This is a genomic window from Lonsdalea quercina (assembly GCF_900107885.1).
Lineage (GTDB): Bacteria > Pseudomonadota > Gammaproteobacteria > Enterobacterales > Enterobacteriaceae > Lonsdalea > Lonsdalea quercina.
Genome location: NZ_FNQS01000012.1, coordinates 34,628 through 53,205 on the forward strand (window position 1 = coordinate 34,628; position 18,578 = coordinate 53,205).

Consider the following 18,578-nt stretch of genomic DNA (forward strand, 5'->3'; position numbering starts at 1 on the left):
CAGTCATACACAGCCGAGTGAACTCGCTGTACCGTACCGGGATGCGCGACTGTGCTGCCGCCAGGTGAAATGCGCGCTCTTGTACGGGGATGTTCAGGCCGATCGGACTCATGATGATCAAAACGCAAGGGGCAGATGCGTTGTTAAGGAAGCAATAAACATGGCGTTAGAGGCTAATAAAACGATACCCCGGCGAATCTCCATCGCCGAGACCTACGTTGACGACACTGGTCGCCATCAAAGAATCGACAGGTCTACACAAGCGAAACTGCTGAGCTTGCTGAGCGCAGAGGGGATCAATGACCAGCCGATTCCGCCGGTGAAAGTGTGGCGTGAAGGTGAACCTGTGACGGTCTGGGTGCAGGGCGATAGCCACTATCGCTGGACGTTCCATTATGAGCAAGGCGGCATGATAGAGGGCGAGATCGTGGGAGGAACAGTCCTAACGCTGCCCGGGCCTTTACCCCAGGGGTATCATCGTCTGACGCTGGAACAAGCCGGTCGGCGGTGGCGCTGCCAGGCGATTATCGCGCCGATGTGTTGCTATGAACCGGACGCGCTTTCGCAGGGAAAACGCTGGTGGGGCGTCTCCGTACAGCTCTATACCCTGTGTTCTCAGCATAATTGGGGCGTTGGCGATTTCGGCGATCTGAAAACGCTGCTGGAAGAGGTGGCGCGGCGCGGCGGCGCGTTCGTCGGGCTTAATCCTCTGCATGCGTTGTCTCCCTCCGGGGCAGATAACGCAAACCCTTATAGCCCCTCATCGCGTTATTGGATCAACACCATCTATATCGACGTCAATCACGTAGATGATTTCCTCCAGAGCGAGGAGGCGCAGCGGTGGTGGCAAAGCGCCGAAACTCAGCGCCGGTTGTCCACCGTTCGCGGCAGCCGCTGGGTTGACTATCGTTCGGTCGCCGCGCTGAAGCTTGACGCTTTGCGCCTGTCATTCCAGCACTTCAACCTGCGCGGCGTGCTCGATCCGCGTCAGCTCGCCTTTCAGCAATTCATCGCTCGCGGCGGCGATAGGTTGCAGCAGCATGCGACCTATGATGCGCTTAACGCGTGGTTGGAACGTGACGGCCACTCATTCAGCGACTGGAGCCAATGGCCCGAATGCTATCAGGATGCGCGGGGAGACAGCGTCGTTAGCTTTCGTGAGTCTCACGCTGAAGACGTCATGTTTTACTGCTGGCTGCAGTGGTTGGCTCACGAACAGCTGGCGGCCTGCTACGATCACAGCAAACAGCTGGGGATGCCGCTTGGGCTATATCGCGAAGTGGCGGAAGGCGTGGCGTGTCGCAGCGCCGATTCCTGGCAGGATCATCCCTTGTTTTGCCATGACGCCAGTATTGGCGACGTGCCGCAAACACGGATGCCGCATGGACAGAGCGGGCCGCTGGCGCCGATCAATCCGGTCCAGTTGCAATGCTGTGGCTATCAGCCTTTCATCGATATGATTCGCAGTAACATGGCGCATACCAGCGCGATATGTCTCCACCATGTGGCGTCCCTAATGCGTGAGTGGTGGGTCCCGCAGGAGGGCGAGTCGGAGGATGGCGGCTTTATCTATTATCCCGTGGATGACCTGCTGGCGATCCTGGCGCTGGAGAGCCAACGCCATCGCTGTATGGTGATGGGCGATGAGCAGGGCGTTTTGCCTGAAGGGATGGTCAGCAAATTGCGCGATTGCCGTATCTACTCCTGTCGGGTGCTGTTTTTCGAGCGCAACCAGCAGGGGGAATTCTACGCGCCGCAGGACTATCCGCCCCGCTCGATGGCGACGGTGACCACGCACGATTTACCGACGCTGCGGGGCTACTGGCAGAGCATCGATCTGATATTAGCGCACGAGCTGGGCCTGTGCGCCGGCGACGTGCTGTTGAGCCGCAGACTAAAGGCGCGTGAGCAGGCTAAACAGGCATTGCTGGACGCATTGCATCAGTATGGTCATCTGCCTCAGCGCGTTGGGCGCAATGCGACGCTGACGACGATGAGCGCCCAGCTTAATCGCGGCGTACAGCGCTACCTGGCGGAAAGCGCCAGCGGCCTGTTGGGACTGCGGCTGGAGGAGTGGCTGGATATGGCGACGCCGGTCTGCGTGCCGGGCGGAGAAAAGCAGTACCCGAACTGGCGGCGCAAGCTGAGTCGGACTTTGGATTCCATCTTCGGGGATAGCTATCTTGAACGGCTGATACGCGATATCGACCTGCGACGAAATGGACCGTTGCCGAGCAGGGATGGCGGCGCGCGCGCAGGGAAATGACCCAAGCCGTTGCCGACCCGTCCGGGTCGGCAATTTGGAGCGCTGGATATTAGTAGTAGGAGTGCTCGCCGGGCTGATGCTCGGTGAGATCGCGAACGCCAGCCAGTTCCGGGAACTTCTGCAGCAGCTCTTTCTCAATCCCTTCTTTCAGGGTGTAATCCACCATCGAACAGCCGTTGCAACCGCCGCCGAACTGCAAAATAGCGTAACCGTCGTCGGTGATTTCCATTAGTGACACCTGTCCGCCGTGACCGGCCAGCTGCGGGTTGATCTGCGACTGCAATACATATTCCACGCGTTCGACCAGCGGAGCATCGTCGTCCACTTTGCGCATCTTGGCGTTGGGCGCTTTCAGCGTGAGCTGTGAGCCCAGCTGATCGGTGACGAAATCGATCTCGGCATCTTCCAGATAAGGGGCGCTGAGTTCGTCGACGTAGGCCGACAGCTTCTCAAACTTCAGCTCGGTATCGTTTGGCTCAACGGCATCGGGCGGGCAGTAAGAAACACCGCACTCAGCACTCGGGGTGCCGGGATTGATGACGAAAACACGGATCTGGGTGCCTTCCTCTTGCTTTGCCAGCAGTTTGACAAAATGCTCCTGAGCAGTGTCGGTAATATGGATCATAATTTTAACTCAATAGTTGACTACGCCAGTGGGTTATAATACGCCCATCCCGCCGGTCACTACAAGGTGCGGCACAGACACCAGACCTGGATGTGCGCCGCGCCCTGCCTCAGCAGCACCCGACCGATCTCCGCCATCGTACTGCCGGTGGTCACCACATCGTCCAGCACAACGATCCGTTTCCCCGCCAACGGCAGCGTACAGCCAAACGCCCCGCGCAAATTACGGCGGCGGGCCGAAGCGGTCAATGACCTCTGCGGCGGAGTGGGGCGGGTGCGGGTGAGACCGTCCGCCACGTAGCGGCAGTTCAACCAGCGCGCCAGCGGCGCGGCCAGGAGCGCCGTTTGGTTATAGCCTCGCCGCCACTGTCGTCCCCGGTGCAGCGGCACGGTCAACAGCAGGTCTGGCGGCGGGAACAGCGAATGCGGCGCGTTCAGCGCCGACTGCCGATAGCGTTGGCGCCAGCATAGCCACAGCAGGCGCGCTAGCGCGGGGGCGATGTCTCCCTGACCGTAAAATTTCAGCTGTTTGATCAACCCATCCAAAGGCGGACGATAATCGGAGACAGACAGCAGCGCATGCCAGGGCGGCGGATGTTGCAGACAGCGACCGCAAGGGAGCGATGCCGAAGCGGCGGGCAGGCCGCAGCGCGGACAGCAGCAGGGGGGAGGTGGAAGACGACGCAGGCAGTGACTGCATATCCCATGATGACTATCATACAGCGGCTGCCGGCAAAGCCGGCACTGCGCCCAAAAGGTGAACATCCTTGTTTGCCCTCATGATTGACGACGACGCGACATCAATATTTTACGTTGAAGAAGAAGGACAATAACGCATGGCTACGTTGCATTGGCAGACGGAAGGTGAAGGCGAACAAGACATTGTGCTGCTGCACGGATGGGGGCTGAATGCGCAGGTATGGAACAGCATCGTTCCGCGACTGGCGCCGCATTTTAGCCTGCACCGGGCCGACCTGCCGGGCTTTGGACAAAGTCAGGGATTTGGGCCGATGCCGCTGGGGGAAATGGCCTCCGAAGTACTGACCCGCGCGCCTGAGAAAGCCATCTGGCTGGGCTGGTCGCTGGGCGGACTCGTGGCCAGTCAGATCGCGCTGACCCACCCGGAGCGCGTTACCGCGCTGGTGTCGTTATCCTCTTCTCCCTGCTTTCAGGCGCAAGAGACATGGCCGGGCATCAAACCCACCGTACTGGCAGGTTTTCAGCAGCAGTTGCAGGAAGATTTTCAGCGTACGGTGGAGCGTTTTCTGGCGCTGCAAACGCTGGGAACCGCCAGCGCAAAACAGGATGCCAGACTGCTGAAATCCGTGGTGCTGGACCAGCCGATGCCGACGGTGGACGTGCTGAACGGCGGACTGGAGATCTTGTCGCAGGTGGATTTGCGGGAGCCGTTGGCGTCGCTCACCGTACCGTTCCTGCGGATTTACGGCGCGTTGGATGGCCTGGTGCCTCGCGCTATCGTGCCGCTGCTCGATGAACGCTGGCCGCAGTCGACCTCGGTGATCATTCCCAAAGCATCGCACGCGCCGTTTATCTCGCATCCTGATGAGGTGATCGAGGCGCTGCTGGCGTTCACGAGGGCGCGGTAACGGCCTCTCCCGTCGCTCTTATTGCGCGAATGCGCAGCGCCCTGTGCCGGTTTTGTCCAGGTAATGCCAGCGGTGACGGGGTTCATCAAAATGTAAGAAATCATCACTAGCTTATGTCCGGACCATGATTAACTGCGAAGGACATCAATAGAATGAAACTCCGTTGGCTTCTCCCCTTATTAATGGCGTCATCTCTGCCCGGTTTCTCCCACGCACAGGCTATTTACCCCATTGACCGCGCGACTATGCCGGCGGGTGGGCGATTCGACTTCAAAGTTGAGTTCGATGAGGTGCTGAAGCCGGAAGATATCCGCATTCAGATCAACGGCCGCGACTATCAGCAGGTGCTGGGCAAAGAGGCCACGTTCGTCGAACGCGAAGACGGCGCCCCCGTATCCACCGTGTGGGTCCGCGACGTCGGTCTGACGCAGGCGGGCCGTTATGACGTTGAGGCGCAGGCCAAAGGCAAGACCGCCAGGGTCAGCTGGGAAGTTTATCCGGCTCCGGAGACCCGTAAGGCGAAAAACGTGATCCTGTTTATTGGCGACGGCTTGTCGGTGGCTCACCGCACCGGCGCGCGCATTCTGTCCAAAGGGATCACGGAAGGAAAAGCGGCCGGAAAACTGGCGATCGACGACCTGCAATATATGGCGTTCGCCGGCACGTCCAGTACCGACTCTATCGCGGCGGACAGCGCCAACACCATGAGCGCTTACATGACCGGCCATAAGTCCGGCGTCAATGCGATTGGCGTATACGTCAGCCGCAGTAAAAACTCGCTCGAACATCCTAAACAGGAAACGTTGGGAGAGCTGGTGACCCGTTCGACCAATATGGCGCTCGGCATCGTCAGCGATGCCGAGCTGGAGGATGCGACGCCCGCCGCCGTGGTATCGCACACGCGTCGCCGCGCCGACAAGGCCGAAATCGCGTCCATGTTTTACGACGTGCAGCCAACCGTGATGCTGGGCGGCGGCTCCGCCTATTTCCTGCCGAAAAGCATTCCTGGCTCGAAGCGCAAAGACGATATCAACTACGTCGAGAAATTCCAGCAGGCCGGCTATACGCTGGCGACGGACGCGCAGACGCTGAAACAGAACGCGGCGACCGCCACCAAACTGCTGGGCCTGTTTCACACCGGCAACATGGACGGCGTGCTTGACCGCCGCTTCCTGAAAAACGACGTTGCCAAGAAATTTCCCAACCAACCGGATCTGACGGAAATGACGCAGGCAGCGCTGGATGTGCTGTCCAAAAATAAAGACGGCTTCTTCCTGATGGTGGAATCGGCGTTGATCGACAAGGCTTCTCACCCGCTGGACTGGGAACGCGCGTTCTACAACACCATCATGCTTGACCAGTCTGTGGCGGTGGCGAAGAAGTTCGTGGAAACGCATCCGGACACGCTGATCATCGTGACCGGCGACCACACCCACGGCATCTCCATCATCGGTACGGTGGACGATAACAAGCCGGGTGCGGAGATGCGCGAAAAGGTCGGCGTGTATGAAGACGCGGGTTACCCGAACTATCGGGATGCCAATAAAGACGGCTACCCGGATGACGTCAACGTTTCCAAACGTCTGGCGGTCTTCTTCAACAACTACCCGGACTATTACGAAACCTTCCGACCAAAGCTGGATGGCACATTCGTCCCGTCGGTGAAAAATGAAAAAGATCAGTACGTCGCCAACAAGGCTTATGCCTCCGTCCCCGGCGCCGTGCTGCGCGAAGGCATTCTGCCGCGTTCGGTGGATACCGGCGTGCACGCCGTGGACGACATGGTGATTCAGGCCAGCGGCCCCGGCGGAGAAGCCATCCGCGGCTATATGGACAACACGCAGCTGTTCCGGGTGATCGTCGATGCGCTCGCTATCGATGCCCGCAACACCGTGAAGCAGTGACGTGTTATGCCGCGGTTAATACGTGTTGCAGCGGGGCTGATGGCCCCGTTGTGCCTGCTTATTTTCTCTCTGAGCGTGATGCAGCCCGTGCGGGCGGCCTCGGTCCCTGAACTCTCGTTCGACACGCTGTACGCCTCGTTCGGGGTGCTGGGCGCCGAATTTTCCAACGACGTAAAAACGCTGTCGGGGCAACGCGTGAAAATGCGGGGATTCATGGCGCCGCCGTTGAAGGCGGAGGCGCAATTCTTCGTCCTGACCAAAATGCCGATGGCGCTGTGCCCGTTTTGTTCGTCGGATGCGGACTGGCCGGAAGACATCGTGGTGGTCTATCTCGGCAAGCGGCAGACCTTCGTGCAGAACAACACCATTATTGAGGTGGACGGCGTGCTGGAATATGGATCGTGGACCGATCCGGAAAGCGGGTTCGTCAGCCTGCTACGCCTGCGCGACGCGCACTTCAAAACGCCATAGGAGCCGGTTGCGATGATACAGATGACACAATTGCAGGTGACATTTCCCGATCTGCCGGAGCCGGTATTAGACATTCCGCATCTCCATATTGCGGAGGGAGAGCGGGTGGCGATCGTCGGGCCGTCCGGATCGGGCAAAACCACCCTGATCAATGTGATGACGGGGCTGGACGGACGGGCCAGCGGATCGGTGCGATGGGATCAACAAGAGCTGTCAACCCTGAGTGAAGCCGGTCGCGATCGTTGGCGCGCTCGCCACGTCGGTCTGATCATGCAGGACTTTCATTTATTTCCCGGCCTGTCGGCGCTGGAAAATGTGTTGCTGCCCGCGCGCTTTCACCATTGGCGGCTGCCCCGCGCGCTGAAAACGCGGGCGGCGGAACTGCTGGAACGGGTGGGGCTGGAGACGGGAAAAAGGACGGTGGAACGGCTGTCCCGCGGTGAAAAACAGCGGGTCGCGGTAGCGCGAGCGCTGCTGGGCGAGCCGGATATGATCGTTGCTGATGAGCCGACCGCCAGTCTGGATCGCCATAACGGCCAACAGATCGCCGAGCTGTTAATCGCGCTGGCGCGGGATACGCACACGACGCTGATTACGGTCACGCACGATCGTCAACTATCCGACGGAATGGCGCGCTGCATCCGGTTGGAACAAGGACGAATCGTGTTGGATGAAAAAAATCAGGAGCAGACGACATGATCCCTTGGACGTTATTAGGCGCCGATATGCGCAGGCTGTGGCCCGGCATGTTGGTCGTCATGTTGCTGATCGCGCTGGCGACGGCGCTGAGCATTGCGGTAAATCTGCAAGAGCGGGCGTTACAGCAAGGGAGTGCGCGTGCGGCGGACCGTTTCGATCTGGTGATTGGCGCGCCGGGCAGCGAAACGCAGCTGGTGCTGTCATCGGTCTTTCTGCAACCGTCGGCGCTGACGCTGATCCCGGTATCGGTGCTGGACACGTTGGCGCATCATCCGCTGGTCGAGTGGGCCGCGCCGGTGGCGTTCGGCGATTTCTATCAGGGCATGCCGGTCGTGGGGACGACGACGGCGATGGTGACGGATAACGGCAAGCGGGCGTTGCAGGCCGGGCGAGTCTTTGAACAGGATTTCGACGCCGTCGTCGGCGCGCATACCGGTTTGCAACCCGGCGATACGTTCAGTCCTATCCACGGACGCGTCGGCGAAAGCGGGACGCACTCGCACGAAAATGTCCGCTACACCGTCGTCGGCGTGCTGCCGGAAGAGGGCAGCGCCTGGGATCGCGCCATACTGGTGCCGGTCACGGCGGTGTGGCGCGTGCATGGCATCGCGGTGCCGGGACATGAGCATGACGACGAAGAAACACATCATCACGACGGCGAAAAGGCGGAGCTTCACCCCGCCGCAACGCACGCAGGCATGCCGGCTATCGTGGTGAAACCGAAAAGCATTGCCGGGGCTTATCAGCTGCGCGCCCAGTACCGCACGGACGCCACGCTGGCGGTGTTCCCCGGCGAGGTTTTGGTCAAGCTCTACGGCATTTTGGGGGATATCCGTCTGTTGCTGGACTACGTGGCGATGGGCACGCAGGGGCTGGTGGGCATTGCCGTCGCGATGGTCGCGGTGCTGCATCTGCATCAGCGTCGCAGGCAGATCGGCGCGCTACGGGCCTTTGGCGCGCCGCGTGCCGGCATTTTTCTGCTGGTCTGGTCCGGACTGATGCTGCTGGTGAGCGCGGGCATTCTGGCGGGCGTCGGGCTGGGCTATCTGGCGGCGAAGGCGATTGCCGTCGTGATGAGCGAGAAAAGCGGTTTCGTGCTACCGGTCACGCTCGGCGAGGAGGATATTCAGTTCTCGCTGCTGCTGTTGGTGATCGCAGCGGTGGTCCTCACCGTTCCCGCGATGTTGTCCTGGCGACGCTCTCCGGCGGAGGCGTTGCGCGAGGCGTAGGCCGCTTTTCAATCCCTGCTCACTAAGCTCGCACTACGCATGATGTCGTGCGAGTTTTTTTATATTGCGGAGGGCCTGATTTCCGACCGTTTCCGGTCATGCGCTGTACCTGCCATCATCCCCCGATGGGCGGTCGCCGCATCTTCGATCGTCTTGCTGATTGCCGGCGTGTTTCCTTGGCGCCGTTCCACCCGCTGCGGCTATTGACGCGGGATCTCGTCGTCTCTCGTATCAGCGGCGCGTTCTGTCCCTCGTCGAATGGTTAACGCAGTGCTTAGCGCATCCTCTCCGGCCCGGATAATCATTCAATCACTAAATAATGAGTGGCTATAAGTAATAAAAAAAACGTCATAGGGAATCATTCGGGCGGCGCTTACATTAGCGGGTCATGTTTGGTGCAGCTGCGCCAAACGTCGCTAGCTAGGCGCCGGTCTCCTGACGGGCGACGGCTTTCCACCGGGTGGGTTGATTGAAGGTATTTGGATGACGGCGTTATTGGATATACGGGGACTGAACATTCGTTTTCCCGGTCATGTGGCGGTGGATAATCTCGACCTGCAAATAGCGGCGGGCGAAACGCTGGCGCTGGTGGGCGAGTCCGGTTGCGGTAAGTCCACCACGGCGCTAAGCGTGCTGCGGCTGTTGCCTAAGCAGGCGCAGGTTCGCGGGTCGATTCGGCTGGACGATGACGAGCTGTTATCACTCAGCGAACGTCAGCTCGCCGCGCGGCGCGGCAACGTGGTCTCCATGATTTTCCAGGAGCCGATGACGTCCCTGAACCCGGTGCTCTCGATTGGACAACAGGTGGCGGAAGCCCTGACGCTGCACCAACCGCTCAGCCGGGAACAGGCCCGCCAGCGCGCGATCGAGCTGCTGGCGCGGGTGAAAATCCCGGAACCTCAGCGCCGTTTCCACGATTACCCGCACCACCTTTCCGGCGGCCAGCGTCAGCGCGTCATGATCGCCATGGCGATCGCCTGCGAACCGCGTCTGCTGATTGCCGATGAACCGACCACGGCGCTGGATGCCACGATTCAGGCGCAGATCCTCTCTCTGATCGACGAACTGCGGCGTGAGCTGAACATGGCGGTGCTGCTGATTACGCACGATTTGGGCGTGGTCGCCCAGTGGGCTGACCGGGTCGCGGTGATGCATCACGGCCGCAAGCTGGAAGCAGGCCCGGTCGGCGACGTACTCCATCATCCGCAGCACACATATACCCAAGGGCTGTTGCAGGCGTCTCTGCATACCCACCCCGGCCTGCATTACCGCGAAACCCGGCTGGCGGAAATTCATTACAGCGCGACCAACGGATTCTCGCTCTCGCAGCCGCCGGTCGATCCCGAGCGTTTTACCACGGCGACACCCGCGCAGGCGCCGCTGCTATCGGTCACGGACTTGACGGTCGCCTATGACACGGAGCGGGGGCGCGTCGCGGCGGTGAACGAGGTTTCGCTCACCCTTCGACCCGGCGAAACGCTGGGGTTGGTGGGCGAGTCCGGCTGCGGAAAGTCCACGCTGTCGCGCGCGATCATGCAGTTACAGCCGGTTCAGCAGGGCCGGATCGCATTTGACGGTCAGAATTTGCTGTCGTTATCGCGTCGACAGCTGTTGCCCTGGCGCCAGCAGATGCAGATGATTTTTCAGGATCCCTTCAGCTCCCTCAATCCGCGTCAGCGTATCGATGACATTCTCGGTTATGCGCTGGCGATCCACGGCGTTAAGGACAAACAAGAGCGCGAGCGGCGAATCGTGCGCATCCTCGATGATGTCGGGCTGGCGCGCTCGGCGCGCGATCGCTACCCGCACGAATTTTCAGGCGGTCAGCGCCAGCGCATCGGCATTGCACGAGCATTGGTGCTGCGCCCGCGACTGCTGATTTGCGATGAGCCGGTTTCGGCACTGGATGTGTCCGTGCAGGCGCAGATTATTAATCTGCTGGTGGATCTGAAAGCCGAGCTAGGACTGACCTATTTATTTATCTCTCACGACCTTTCCGTCGTCCGTTACATCGCCGACCGCATTATGGTCATGAATGGCGGTCGGATCGTGGAAGAGGGCGACCCGCAAAGCCTCTGGCGGCATCCGCGTCATCCGTACACCCGCGCGCTGTTGGACGCGGTGCCGGGGCGGCAGGCCAGTCGGGCTGAAGCGACAGTAATACAAGCCTGAGCCGGCGACAGTCCGCCGTCCGCGCTTGATAACAACAATACAGAGAACAGCCTTACCTTGGCCCAGGCGGCTTTAGGAAAGTCTGACTTATTCATCGAGGGGAAACAGACGATGCCAAAACAGAGTTCGGACGCGCCGCGTTCCACCGACCGCGCCCTGGAGGCGATGGTCGACTATGAAATTAATCGCCGCCGATTTCTCGGTATCTCCGGCGCGATCATGGCTTCCGGGGTATTTGGGGGGGCGTGGCCGCTCGCAGGTCAGGCCGAGGTCGGTAGCTTGCCGAATACCGTGACCGGCGCCGTTCGCGGGGGAACGCTGGAAGCGGTGGTGCATCCGGAACCGCCGACGCTGGCTTTCTTTATCAATACCTCCACGCCGGGCCGCACCGTCGTCAGCAAAATCTTCGACGGCCTGTTCGACTATGCGCCGGACCTGACGCCGCGTCCGCAGTTGGCGGAGAAAGTGGCCGTCTCGGACGACGGGCTGACGGTGACGCTTTACCTGCGTAAAAACGTGTTTTGGCACGATGGTCAGCCGTTCAGTTCGGCGGACGTGAAGTTTTCCGCCGACAACGTCTGGTTGCAGTATTCACCCTATGCCCGCCGCGTTTTCCAGTACCTGGCGCGAACCGAAGCGCCCGACGCGCATACCGTCGTGCTGACGTTGTCCAAGCCGACGCCGGTGGTGCTCAACGCGCTGGACGTCGTGGCGACGCCGGTGTTGCCGAAACACCTGTATGAAGGCACGGACATCCCCAACAACCCCTACAACAACAAGCCCGTGGGCACCGGGCCGTTTGTGTTCAAGGAGTGGCAGCGCGGCAGTCATATCGCGCTCGAACGTTTCGATAAATACTGGCAGCCCGACAGACCTTTCCTCGACAAGCTGATATTCAAAATCATCCCTGACGTCTCGGGCCGCGCGACCGCGTTTGAAACCGGCGCGATCCAGTACGGCGAACGTAATCCCGTCACCTTTGCGGACGCCGACCGCCTGTCGAAACAGCCGAATCTGACGCTGGATACGGCGGGTTATAACGGGTTTGCGACCTCGTTCTGGCTGCTGCCCAACCTGCGCGACCCGATTCTGGGCAACCTGAAAGTCCGTCAGGCGATCGCACATGCGGTGAATAAAGATCTGCTGGTTAAAGTGGTATGGGGCGGCTACGCTAAACCGGCGACCGGTCCCGTTTCCTCACAGCTGAGCACGTTCTATACCGCCGACACGCCGCAGTATCCGTTCGATCCCAGAAAGGCGCAGGCGCTGCTGGACGAAGCCGGTTTCCCGAAGAAGGCGGACGGCTGGCGCTTCACGCTGAATCACGACTTCATCCCTTTCGGCGACGACTACCGCCGTACCGGGGAGTTCGTCCGTCAGGCCCTGCGGGCCATCGGCATCGATGTGACCTTGCGGGCGCTCGATCTGGCGACCTGGAGCAAAAACGTCTTCAAGGATTACGACTATCAGTTGGCCAGCTCCTGGGGCGTCAACTGGACCGACCCGCAGCTGGGCGTGGAGCAGCTTTACTGGTCGAAGGCGGAGAGCAAGGGCACGCCCTGGACAAATGCCTCCGGTTACGCCAGCCCCGAGGCGGACAGGCTGATCGAAGCCGCGCAGATTGAGGTGGATCCAGTGAAGCGTCGGGCGCTTTATGATGAGTTACAGCGCGTGGTGCAGCGCGATCTTCCACAGATTAACCTGTTCGAATTCAAGTGGTTCGGCATTTGGGCCAGAAATTTGCGCAACGTGACGGACACCTTCAATCACAGCCAGAACAATTTCGCTCAGGTATGGCTCGACAAAAAATAACGCCGTACGGCGGGCGGACGCACTTATGACGAAACATCTTTTTTTCCGGCTGTTGCAGCTGGCGGGCATCGTGGTTTGCATCGCCACGCTGAACTTTTTTCTCCTCAAGCTGCTGCCCGGCGATCTGGTGGATGTCATCGCCAGCGAGAGCGGGAACGCCTCGCCGGAGCTGATTCAGCACCTGCGCGCACTGTACGGATTGGACCGTTCGGTACTGGCTCAGCTATTGGCTTATCTCGGACAGCTGTTGCAGGGCGATTTGGGTTTTTCGTTCCGTTTCGGCGAGCCGGTCATGGGCCTGATTGTGGACCGATTACCCGCCACCCTGTTGCTGGTAGGCACGGCTTTATTGCTGTCGGCCGTGGGCGGCGTGCTGCTGGGGGTGGCGTCGGCGCGTCGTCCCCACGGCATCGCGGACTCGGCGATTTCGGTTCTCTCCACGTTGGGCTATTCGGCGCCGATGTTCTGGGTAGCGCTGATGCTGATCGTCCTGTTTGCCGTCAAATTGGGGTGGCTGCCGGCCAGCGGTTGGCAGGCTATCGGTGCGGGTTACCACGGCTGGCGACAGCTGTGGGACGTGGCGACGCATCTGGTGCTGCCGGTGCTAACGCTGGCGATTTACTACATGGCCGTGTATGCGCGGCTGTCGCGGGCTTCCATGATTGAAACGCTTTCGGAGGATTTTATCCGCACCGCGCGGGCGAAGGGCGCACGCGAAGGCCGTGTGATTTTCGGTCATGCGCTGCGTCATGCCGTGCTCCCGGTGATCACGATGCTGGGCCTTCAAAGCAGCGCCCTGTTGGGCGGTTCCATCGTGGTGGAAACGGTCTTCGCGTGGCCGGGACTGGGACAGCTGTCGTTTGATGCCATCCGTAGCCGGGATATCCCGGTGCTGCTGGGCGTATTGCTGTTCAGCAGCGTACTGGTCGTGTTGTCCAATCTTCTGGTGGATATCGTGCATGCCGGGTTGGACCCGCGCCGGCGGCGCGCGGTGGCCCGAAGAGAGAAAGGAGAAATATGATGCGCTGGTTATTACAACCTTCCGCGCTGATAGGGCTGACGATCCTGCTGGGCGTAGCGGCGATGGCGTGTCTGGCATCCCGGCTCTTTCCCGACGATCCGCTGAATATGGTCGGCATGCCCTATCTGTGGCCGGGTCAGGATGCGCAGTTTCCATTGGGAACCGATCTGATGGGGCGGGATATTCTGGCGGGCGTGTTTCACGGCGCGCGCGTGTCGCTGTTGGTTGGCGTCGCATCAACCGCAATGGAGCTGCTGATCGGTATTGCCGTCGGCGTCTTGTCCGGCTTCTATCGGGGGCGCATCGATAGCGTACTGACCAGCGTGACCACGCTGTTTCAGACCATCCCGGCGTTTCTGCTCGCCATTATTCTGGTGGCGGTGCTGCAACCCTCCCTCCCCACCCTCATTTTTGCGCTGGGCATCACCTCCTGGACCAGCGTTGCCCGACTGGTGCGTGCGGAGTTTTTGGCGCTGCGCGAGCGGGAGTTCGTGAGCGCCAGCATTTCGCTCGGCGCGAGCGATCTGCACCTGATCTTCCGTGAAATCCTGCCGAACGCCTGGACGCCGGTGGTGGTTTCCACAGCGCTGCTGATCGCCAATGCCATTCTCTCTGAGGCGGGGCTGTCCTTTCTCGGGTTGGGCGATCCCAATGTCGTGAGCTGGGGGGCGATGATCGGGACGGGACGGGATGCGCTGAGGACCGGATGGTATATGACGGCGATCCCCGGCGTGATGATTATGCTGACCGTGATGGCGCTGAATCTACTGAGTGATGCGCTGCACACCGCGCTGAACCCGCGTTTGCGTCGTAAGCGCAACGTGCTGCCGGTGCTCTGAACGCAGAGGGAGCGCCTGTCGCGCGCTCCCTCTTGTAGGTAAGGCGTTAGCGTTTTTTGAACGCCGCCGCCAGCGCGTCGCTCATCGCGCTGTTGCCGGCCGCTGTCCCGCCCGCACGCGGACGCGGTTTGTTGGCGGCCTGTCTGCGCGGCTGGGCTGTATCCTGACTGCCTCGGCGAGCGCCGGTTTCACCCGGTTGCTCATCCAGGCGCATCGTCAGCGCGATACGTTTACGCTGCAAATCCACTTCCAGCACCTTCACCTTAACGATATCGCCCGCCTTGACCACCGTGTGCGGATCTTCCACATAGCGGTTCGCCAGCGAGGAGATATGCACCAGCCCGTCCTGATGGACGCCGATATCCACGAAGGCGCCGAAGTTGGTGACGTTGGTGACGGCCCCTTCCAGAATCATGCCCGGCAGCAGGTCGTTCATCGTTTCCACGCCTTCGGCGAAGCTGGCGGTTTTGAACTCAGGGCGCGGGTCGCGTCCCGGTTTTTCCAGCTCTTTGATGATGTCGGTCACCGTCGGGATCCCGAACCGTTCGTCGGTAAATTCGCTGACTTTCAGTGAACGCAGCGCATTGGCGTCGCCCATCAGGTCCTGCAGCTTCTGCTCGGTGACGGCCAGAATGCGTTCTACCACCGGGTAGGCTTCCGGGTGAACCGTCGAGGCATCCAGCGGGTTGTCGCCGTGGTTGATGCGCAGGAAGCCGGCGCACTGTTCGAACGCTTTGGGGCCGAGACGGCTGACTTTCAATAGCTGCGCGCGGTTAAGGAAGCGCCCGTTCTCATCGCGCCAGTTGACGATATTCTGCGCCATCATGCGGGTCAGGCCCGCGACGCGGGTCAATAGCGGCACGGACGCGGTGTTCAGATCCACCCCGACGGCGTTCACGCAGTCTTCCACCACCGCATCCAGCTTTTTAGCCAGCAGCGTCTGGCTGACGTCGTGCTGGTACTGGCCGACGCCGATGGATTTCGGCTCAATCTTCACCAGCTCGGATAGCGGGTCTTGCAGTCGGCGGGCGATAGATACCGCGCCGCGCAGCGAAACATCCAGATTAGGGAACTCCAGCGCGGCCAGCTCGGACGCGGAGTACACCGAGGCCCCCGCTTCGCTGACGATCACCTTCTGGGCGTTGATTGCGGGGAACTGTTTCTGAGTGTCGAGGAAGAAGCGTTCGGTTTCGCGCGAGGCGGTGCCGTTGCCGATGGCGACCAGTTCCACCTGGTGCTTCATGCACAGCGCGGCAACGCTGGCGGCCGCTTTGGCGGCCTGACCCGTGTGCGGGTAGATCGTGTCGGTCGCCACCAGCTTGCCGGTGGCGTCTACGACCGCGACTTTAACGCCGGTGCGCAGGCCGGGGTCCAGCCCCATCGTGGCGCGCATCCCGGCAGGCGCGGCCATCAGCAGGTCGTGCAGGTTGCGGGCGAAGACGTTGATGGCTTCGTCCTCGGCCTTTTCACGTACGCTGCTCATCAGCTCGGTTTCCAGATGCATCAGCACCTTGATGCGCCAGGTCCAGTTGACGACCGCGCGACGCCAGCCGTCGGCGGGGGCGTTGTTCAGGCGCAGGCCCAGGTGGTCGACGATGATCTGCTCGCAGTAGCTTTCACGCGGCGGCTCGTCGAACTGCGGATCGGCGTTCAGCGCCAGTTGCAGAATGCCTTCGTTGCGGCCGCGAAACATCGCCAGCGCACGATGGGAGGGCACCTGCGCGATAGGCTCGTGGTGGTCGAAGTAGTCGCGGAACTTCGCCCCTTCCACCTCTTTGCCCTCCGCCACGCGGGAGACCAGATGCGCGTTTTTCCACAGATAGTCGCGCACCTTCGCCAGCAGGGCCGCATCCTCGGAGAACCGCTCCATCAGAATGTAGCGCGCGCCGTCCAGAGCCGCTTTGACATCGGCGACGCCTTTATCGGCGTCAACATAGGCTTCGGCGGTGTTTTCCGGCGTCTGGGACGGGTCGTTCCACAGGCTGTCCGCCAGCGGCTCCAGGCCCGCTTCGATAGCAATCTGGCCGCGCGTGCGGCGTTTGGGTTTATACGGCAGGTAGAGATCTTCCAGCTCGGTTTTGCTGAGCGTGGTGCGAATGGACTGCGCCAAATCGTCGGTCAGTTTTCCCTGCTCGTCGATGGATTTCAGAATAGTCCGGCGACGATCTTCCAGCTCGCGCAGGTAACCCAGCCGGGTTTCCAGCTGACGCAGCTGCGTATCATCCAGCCCGCCGGTCACTTCTTTACGGTAACGGGCGATGAAAGGGACGGTGTTTCCCTCGTCCAGAAGTTGAACCGCGGCGCTGACCTGCTCGGTGCGGGCGTTCAGCTCCTGGGCGATGATATGGCTTAATGAGGCATTCATGAGGTTAATATCACTCGTCTTCAATTAAGGGGGTGTAAAAGCTTGCGATAGTTATACGGATTGACGGCGAAAAATGCCAGCCGGCGCAGACGCGGTGCGCAAGCGGGCTGCGGCGAAAGTTTATCTGCATCAAAATTACGCCAGATTGTTGTGACGTAACGCGGAATTAGCGTATTAAATGAACACGGGGCAGCGATGCCATGGTGATTTTAGACCGCCTACGCCAGTACGACGGGGTAAGTGCGTTCATTCGGTCGGGAGATTGAGGCATGACAGTAAAAACATCCACGCTGACGGTGGGCGGGCAGGAACACATTGAGCTGGAGATTCGCCGCGGCGTGATGGGGGGAGAGGCGGTGGATGTCCGTCCCTTAGGCGAGCGCAATCTGTGCAGTTTCGATCCCGGCTTCGCCAACACGGCGGGCTGCGAGTCCGCCATTACCTATATCGACCCTGTCGACAGCGTGCTGCTGCATCGCGGCTTTCCCGTCGAACAGCTGGCGGAACAGTGCGATTTCCTTGAGGTCTGCTTCATCCTGCTGCACGGCGAAGCGCCCACACGGAAGGAGTACGACACATTTTCAGAGACGATTACCCGCCATACGTTGATCCACGAGCAGATCAGCCGGATGTGCAGCGGTTTTCGTCGGGATTCTCATCCTATGGCGCTGATGTGCGCCGTCGTTGGGGCGCTGGCCGCGTTTTATCACGATGTGCTGAATGTGGAGCAGCCGGAGGACAGAGAGCTGGCGGCGGTGCGGCTGCTGTCGAAGATGCCGACGCTGGCCGCCATGAGCTACAAATTCTCCATTGAGCAACCGGCGGTTTACCCGCGCAATACGCTCTCTTACACCGCGAATTTCATGCACATGCTGTTCTCTATTCCGGCGGAAAAGTATGAGGTGAATCCGGTGCTGGAGCGGGCGATGAACCGAATCTTGATCCTGCACGCCGACCATGGGCAGTGTCCGTCGACGATGGCGGTTCGGGCCGCCGGGTCATCCGGCGCCAACCCGTTCGCCTGTATTGCGGCGGGCCTGGCGTCGATGTGGGGACCGCGACACGGCGGCGCGAACGAAGCCTGTATGCGCATGCTGGGCGAAATCAAAACGGTGGATCGCGTTCCGGAGTTCGTGCGTCGGGCGAAAGAGGGCGGCAGTGCGATGCATCTGATGGGATTCGGCAATTCGGTGTACCACCACGTTGACCCCCGCGCGGCGATCCTGCGTAAAACCTGTTACGAGGTGCTCAACGAACTGGGCATGGCCGACGACCTGCTACAGGTGGCGATGGAGCTGGAGCATGTGGCGCTGACCGACGCTTATTTCCTTGAGCATCGGCTGTACCCCAGCGCCGACTTCTACACGGCGGTGATTCTTAAGGCGATGGGCCTGCCGCCCGCGATGTTCCCGGTCATTGCCGCCGTGGGGCGCACCAGCGGTTGGATTGCCCATTGGAAAGAGATGCACGAGCGGGGACTGACTCTGTATCGTCCCCGTCAGGTGTACAACGGCCAGCCGCTGCGGGACTTTCGGTCCGCATTAAACGACTGACCGTGTTGCGATGGCG

General features: G+C 60.7%; 14 protein-coding genes. 11 read left to right on the plus strand and 3 right to left on the minus strand.

What is annotated here, in order from left to right; all coding sequences use genetic code 11:
* Positions 1-160: 160 nt before the first annotated feature.
* Positions 161-2,266 carry a 4-alpha-glucanotransferase gene (gene malQ / locus BLU64_RS14695; RefSeq protein WP_074729214.1) on the plus strand — a complete coding sequence of 702 codons (2,106 nt, stop codon included), beginning with the start codon at positions 161-163 and terminating at the stop codon, positions 2,264-2,266.
* Positions 2,267-2,315: 49 nt separating this feature from the next.
* Here the strand turns inward: malQ and nfuA are convergent, their stop codons facing one another.
* Both nfuA and gntX read right to left on the minus strand, forming a co-directional pair.
* Positions 2,316-2,891 carry a Fe-S biogenesis protein NfuA gene (gene nfuA, locus BLU64_RS14700; protein WP_074729216.1) on the minus strand — a complete coding sequence of 192 codons (576 nt, stop codon included), beginning with the start codon at positions 2,889-2,891 and terminating at the stop codon, positions 2,316-2,318.
* Positions 2,892-2,950: 59 nt separating this feature from the next.
* Positions 2,951-3,655, minus strand: a complete 705-nt coding sequence (gene gntX, locus BLU64_RS14705; protein ID WP_026744256.1) for a DNA utilization protein GntX — start codon at positions 3,653-3,655, stop codon at positions 2,951-2,953.
* A gap of 71 nt (positions 3,656-3,726) precedes the next feature.
* Between gntX and bioH the strand changes: the two genes are divergently transcribed.
* The 9 genes from bioH to BLU64_RS14750 all read left to right on the plus strand — a co-directional run bounded on the left by bioH (position 3,727) and on the right by BLU64_RS14750 (position 14,644).
* Positions 3,727-4,497, plus strand: coding sequence for a pimeloyl-ACP methyl ester esterase BioH (gene bioH, locus BLU64_RS14710; protein WP_026744255.1), 771 nt, complete (start codon positions 3,727-3,729; stop codon positions 4,495-4,497).
* Between the two features lie 152 nt (positions 4,498-4,649).
* A complete protein-coding gene (locus BLU64_RS14715) occupies positions 4,650-6,401 on the plus strand; it encodes an alkaline phosphatase (protein ID WP_074729218.1) in 1,752 nt (583 codons plus the stop codon).
* A gap of 6 nt (positions 6,402-6,407) precedes the next feature.
* Positions 6,408-6,872 carry a hypothetical protein gene (locus BLU64_RS14720; protein WP_139171517.1) on the plus strand — a complete coding sequence of 155 codons (465 nt, stop codon included), beginning with the start codon at positions 6,408-6,410 and terminating at the stop codon, positions 6,870-6,872.
* A gap of 12 nt (positions 6,873-6,884) precedes the next feature.
* Positions 6,885-7,571 (plus strand): ABC transporter ATP-binding protein, encoded by a 687-nt coding sequence (locus BLU64_RS14725; RefSeq protein WP_074729222.1) that lies wholly within the window; start codon positions 6,885-6,887, stop codon positions 7,569-7,571.
* A complete protein-coding gene (locus BLU64_RS14730; protein WP_074729224.1) occupies positions 7,568-8,800 on the plus strand; it encodes an ABC transporter permease in 1,233 nt (410 codons plus the stop codon). Before BLU64_RS14725 ends, BLU64_RS14730 begins: the two co-directional genes overlap by 4 nt.
* 483 nt (positions 8,801-9,283) lie before the next feature.
* Complete coding sequence (locus BLU64_RS14735; protein WP_026744250.1) at positions 9,284-10,972, plus strand: ABC transporter ATP-binding protein; 1,689 nt, start codon at positions 9,284-9,286, stop codon at positions 10,970-10,972.
* 111 nt (positions 10,973-11,083) lie between these two features.
* Positions 11,084-12,784, plus strand: a complete 1,701-nt coding sequence (locus BLU64_RS14740) for an ABC transporter substrate-binding protein (protein WP_074729225.1) — start codon at positions 11,084-11,086, stop codon at positions 12,782-12,784.
* A 25-nt stretch (positions 12,785-12,809) separates the two neighbouring features.
* Positions 12,810-13,805 carry an ABC transporter permease gene (locus tag BLU64_RS14745; protein WP_074729227.1) on the plus strand — a complete coding sequence of 332 codons (996 nt, stop codon included), beginning with the start codon at positions 12,810-12,812 and terminating at the stop codon, positions 13,803-13,805.
* On the plus strand, positions 13,805-14,644 hold the full coding sequence (locus tag BLU64_RS14750) for an ABC transporter permease (RefSeq protein WP_026744247.1): 840 nt from the start codon (positions 13,805-13,807) through the stop codon (positions 14,642-14,644). Before BLU64_RS14745 ends, BLU64_RS14750 begins: the two co-directional genes overlap by 1 nt.
* A 46-nt stretch (positions 14,645-14,690) precedes the next feature.
* On the opposite strand, the gene BLU64_RS14755 is transcribed toward BLU64_RS14750, so the two are convergent.
* Entirely contained in the window at positions 14,691-17,009 is a 2,319-nt protein-coding gene (locus BLU64_RS14755; protein ID WP_074729229.1) for a Tex family protein, read from the minus strand.
* A 269-nt stretch (positions 17,010-17,278) separates the two neighbouring features.
* On the opposite strand from BLU64_RS14755, the gene BLU64_RS14760 reads away from it, so the two are divergent.
* A complete protein-coding gene (locus BLU64_RS14760; RefSeq protein ID WP_074729231.1) occupies positions 17,279-18,562 on the plus strand; it encodes a citrate synthase in 1,284 nt (427 codons plus the stop codon).
* Positions 18,563-18,578: the final 16 nt, after the last annotated feature.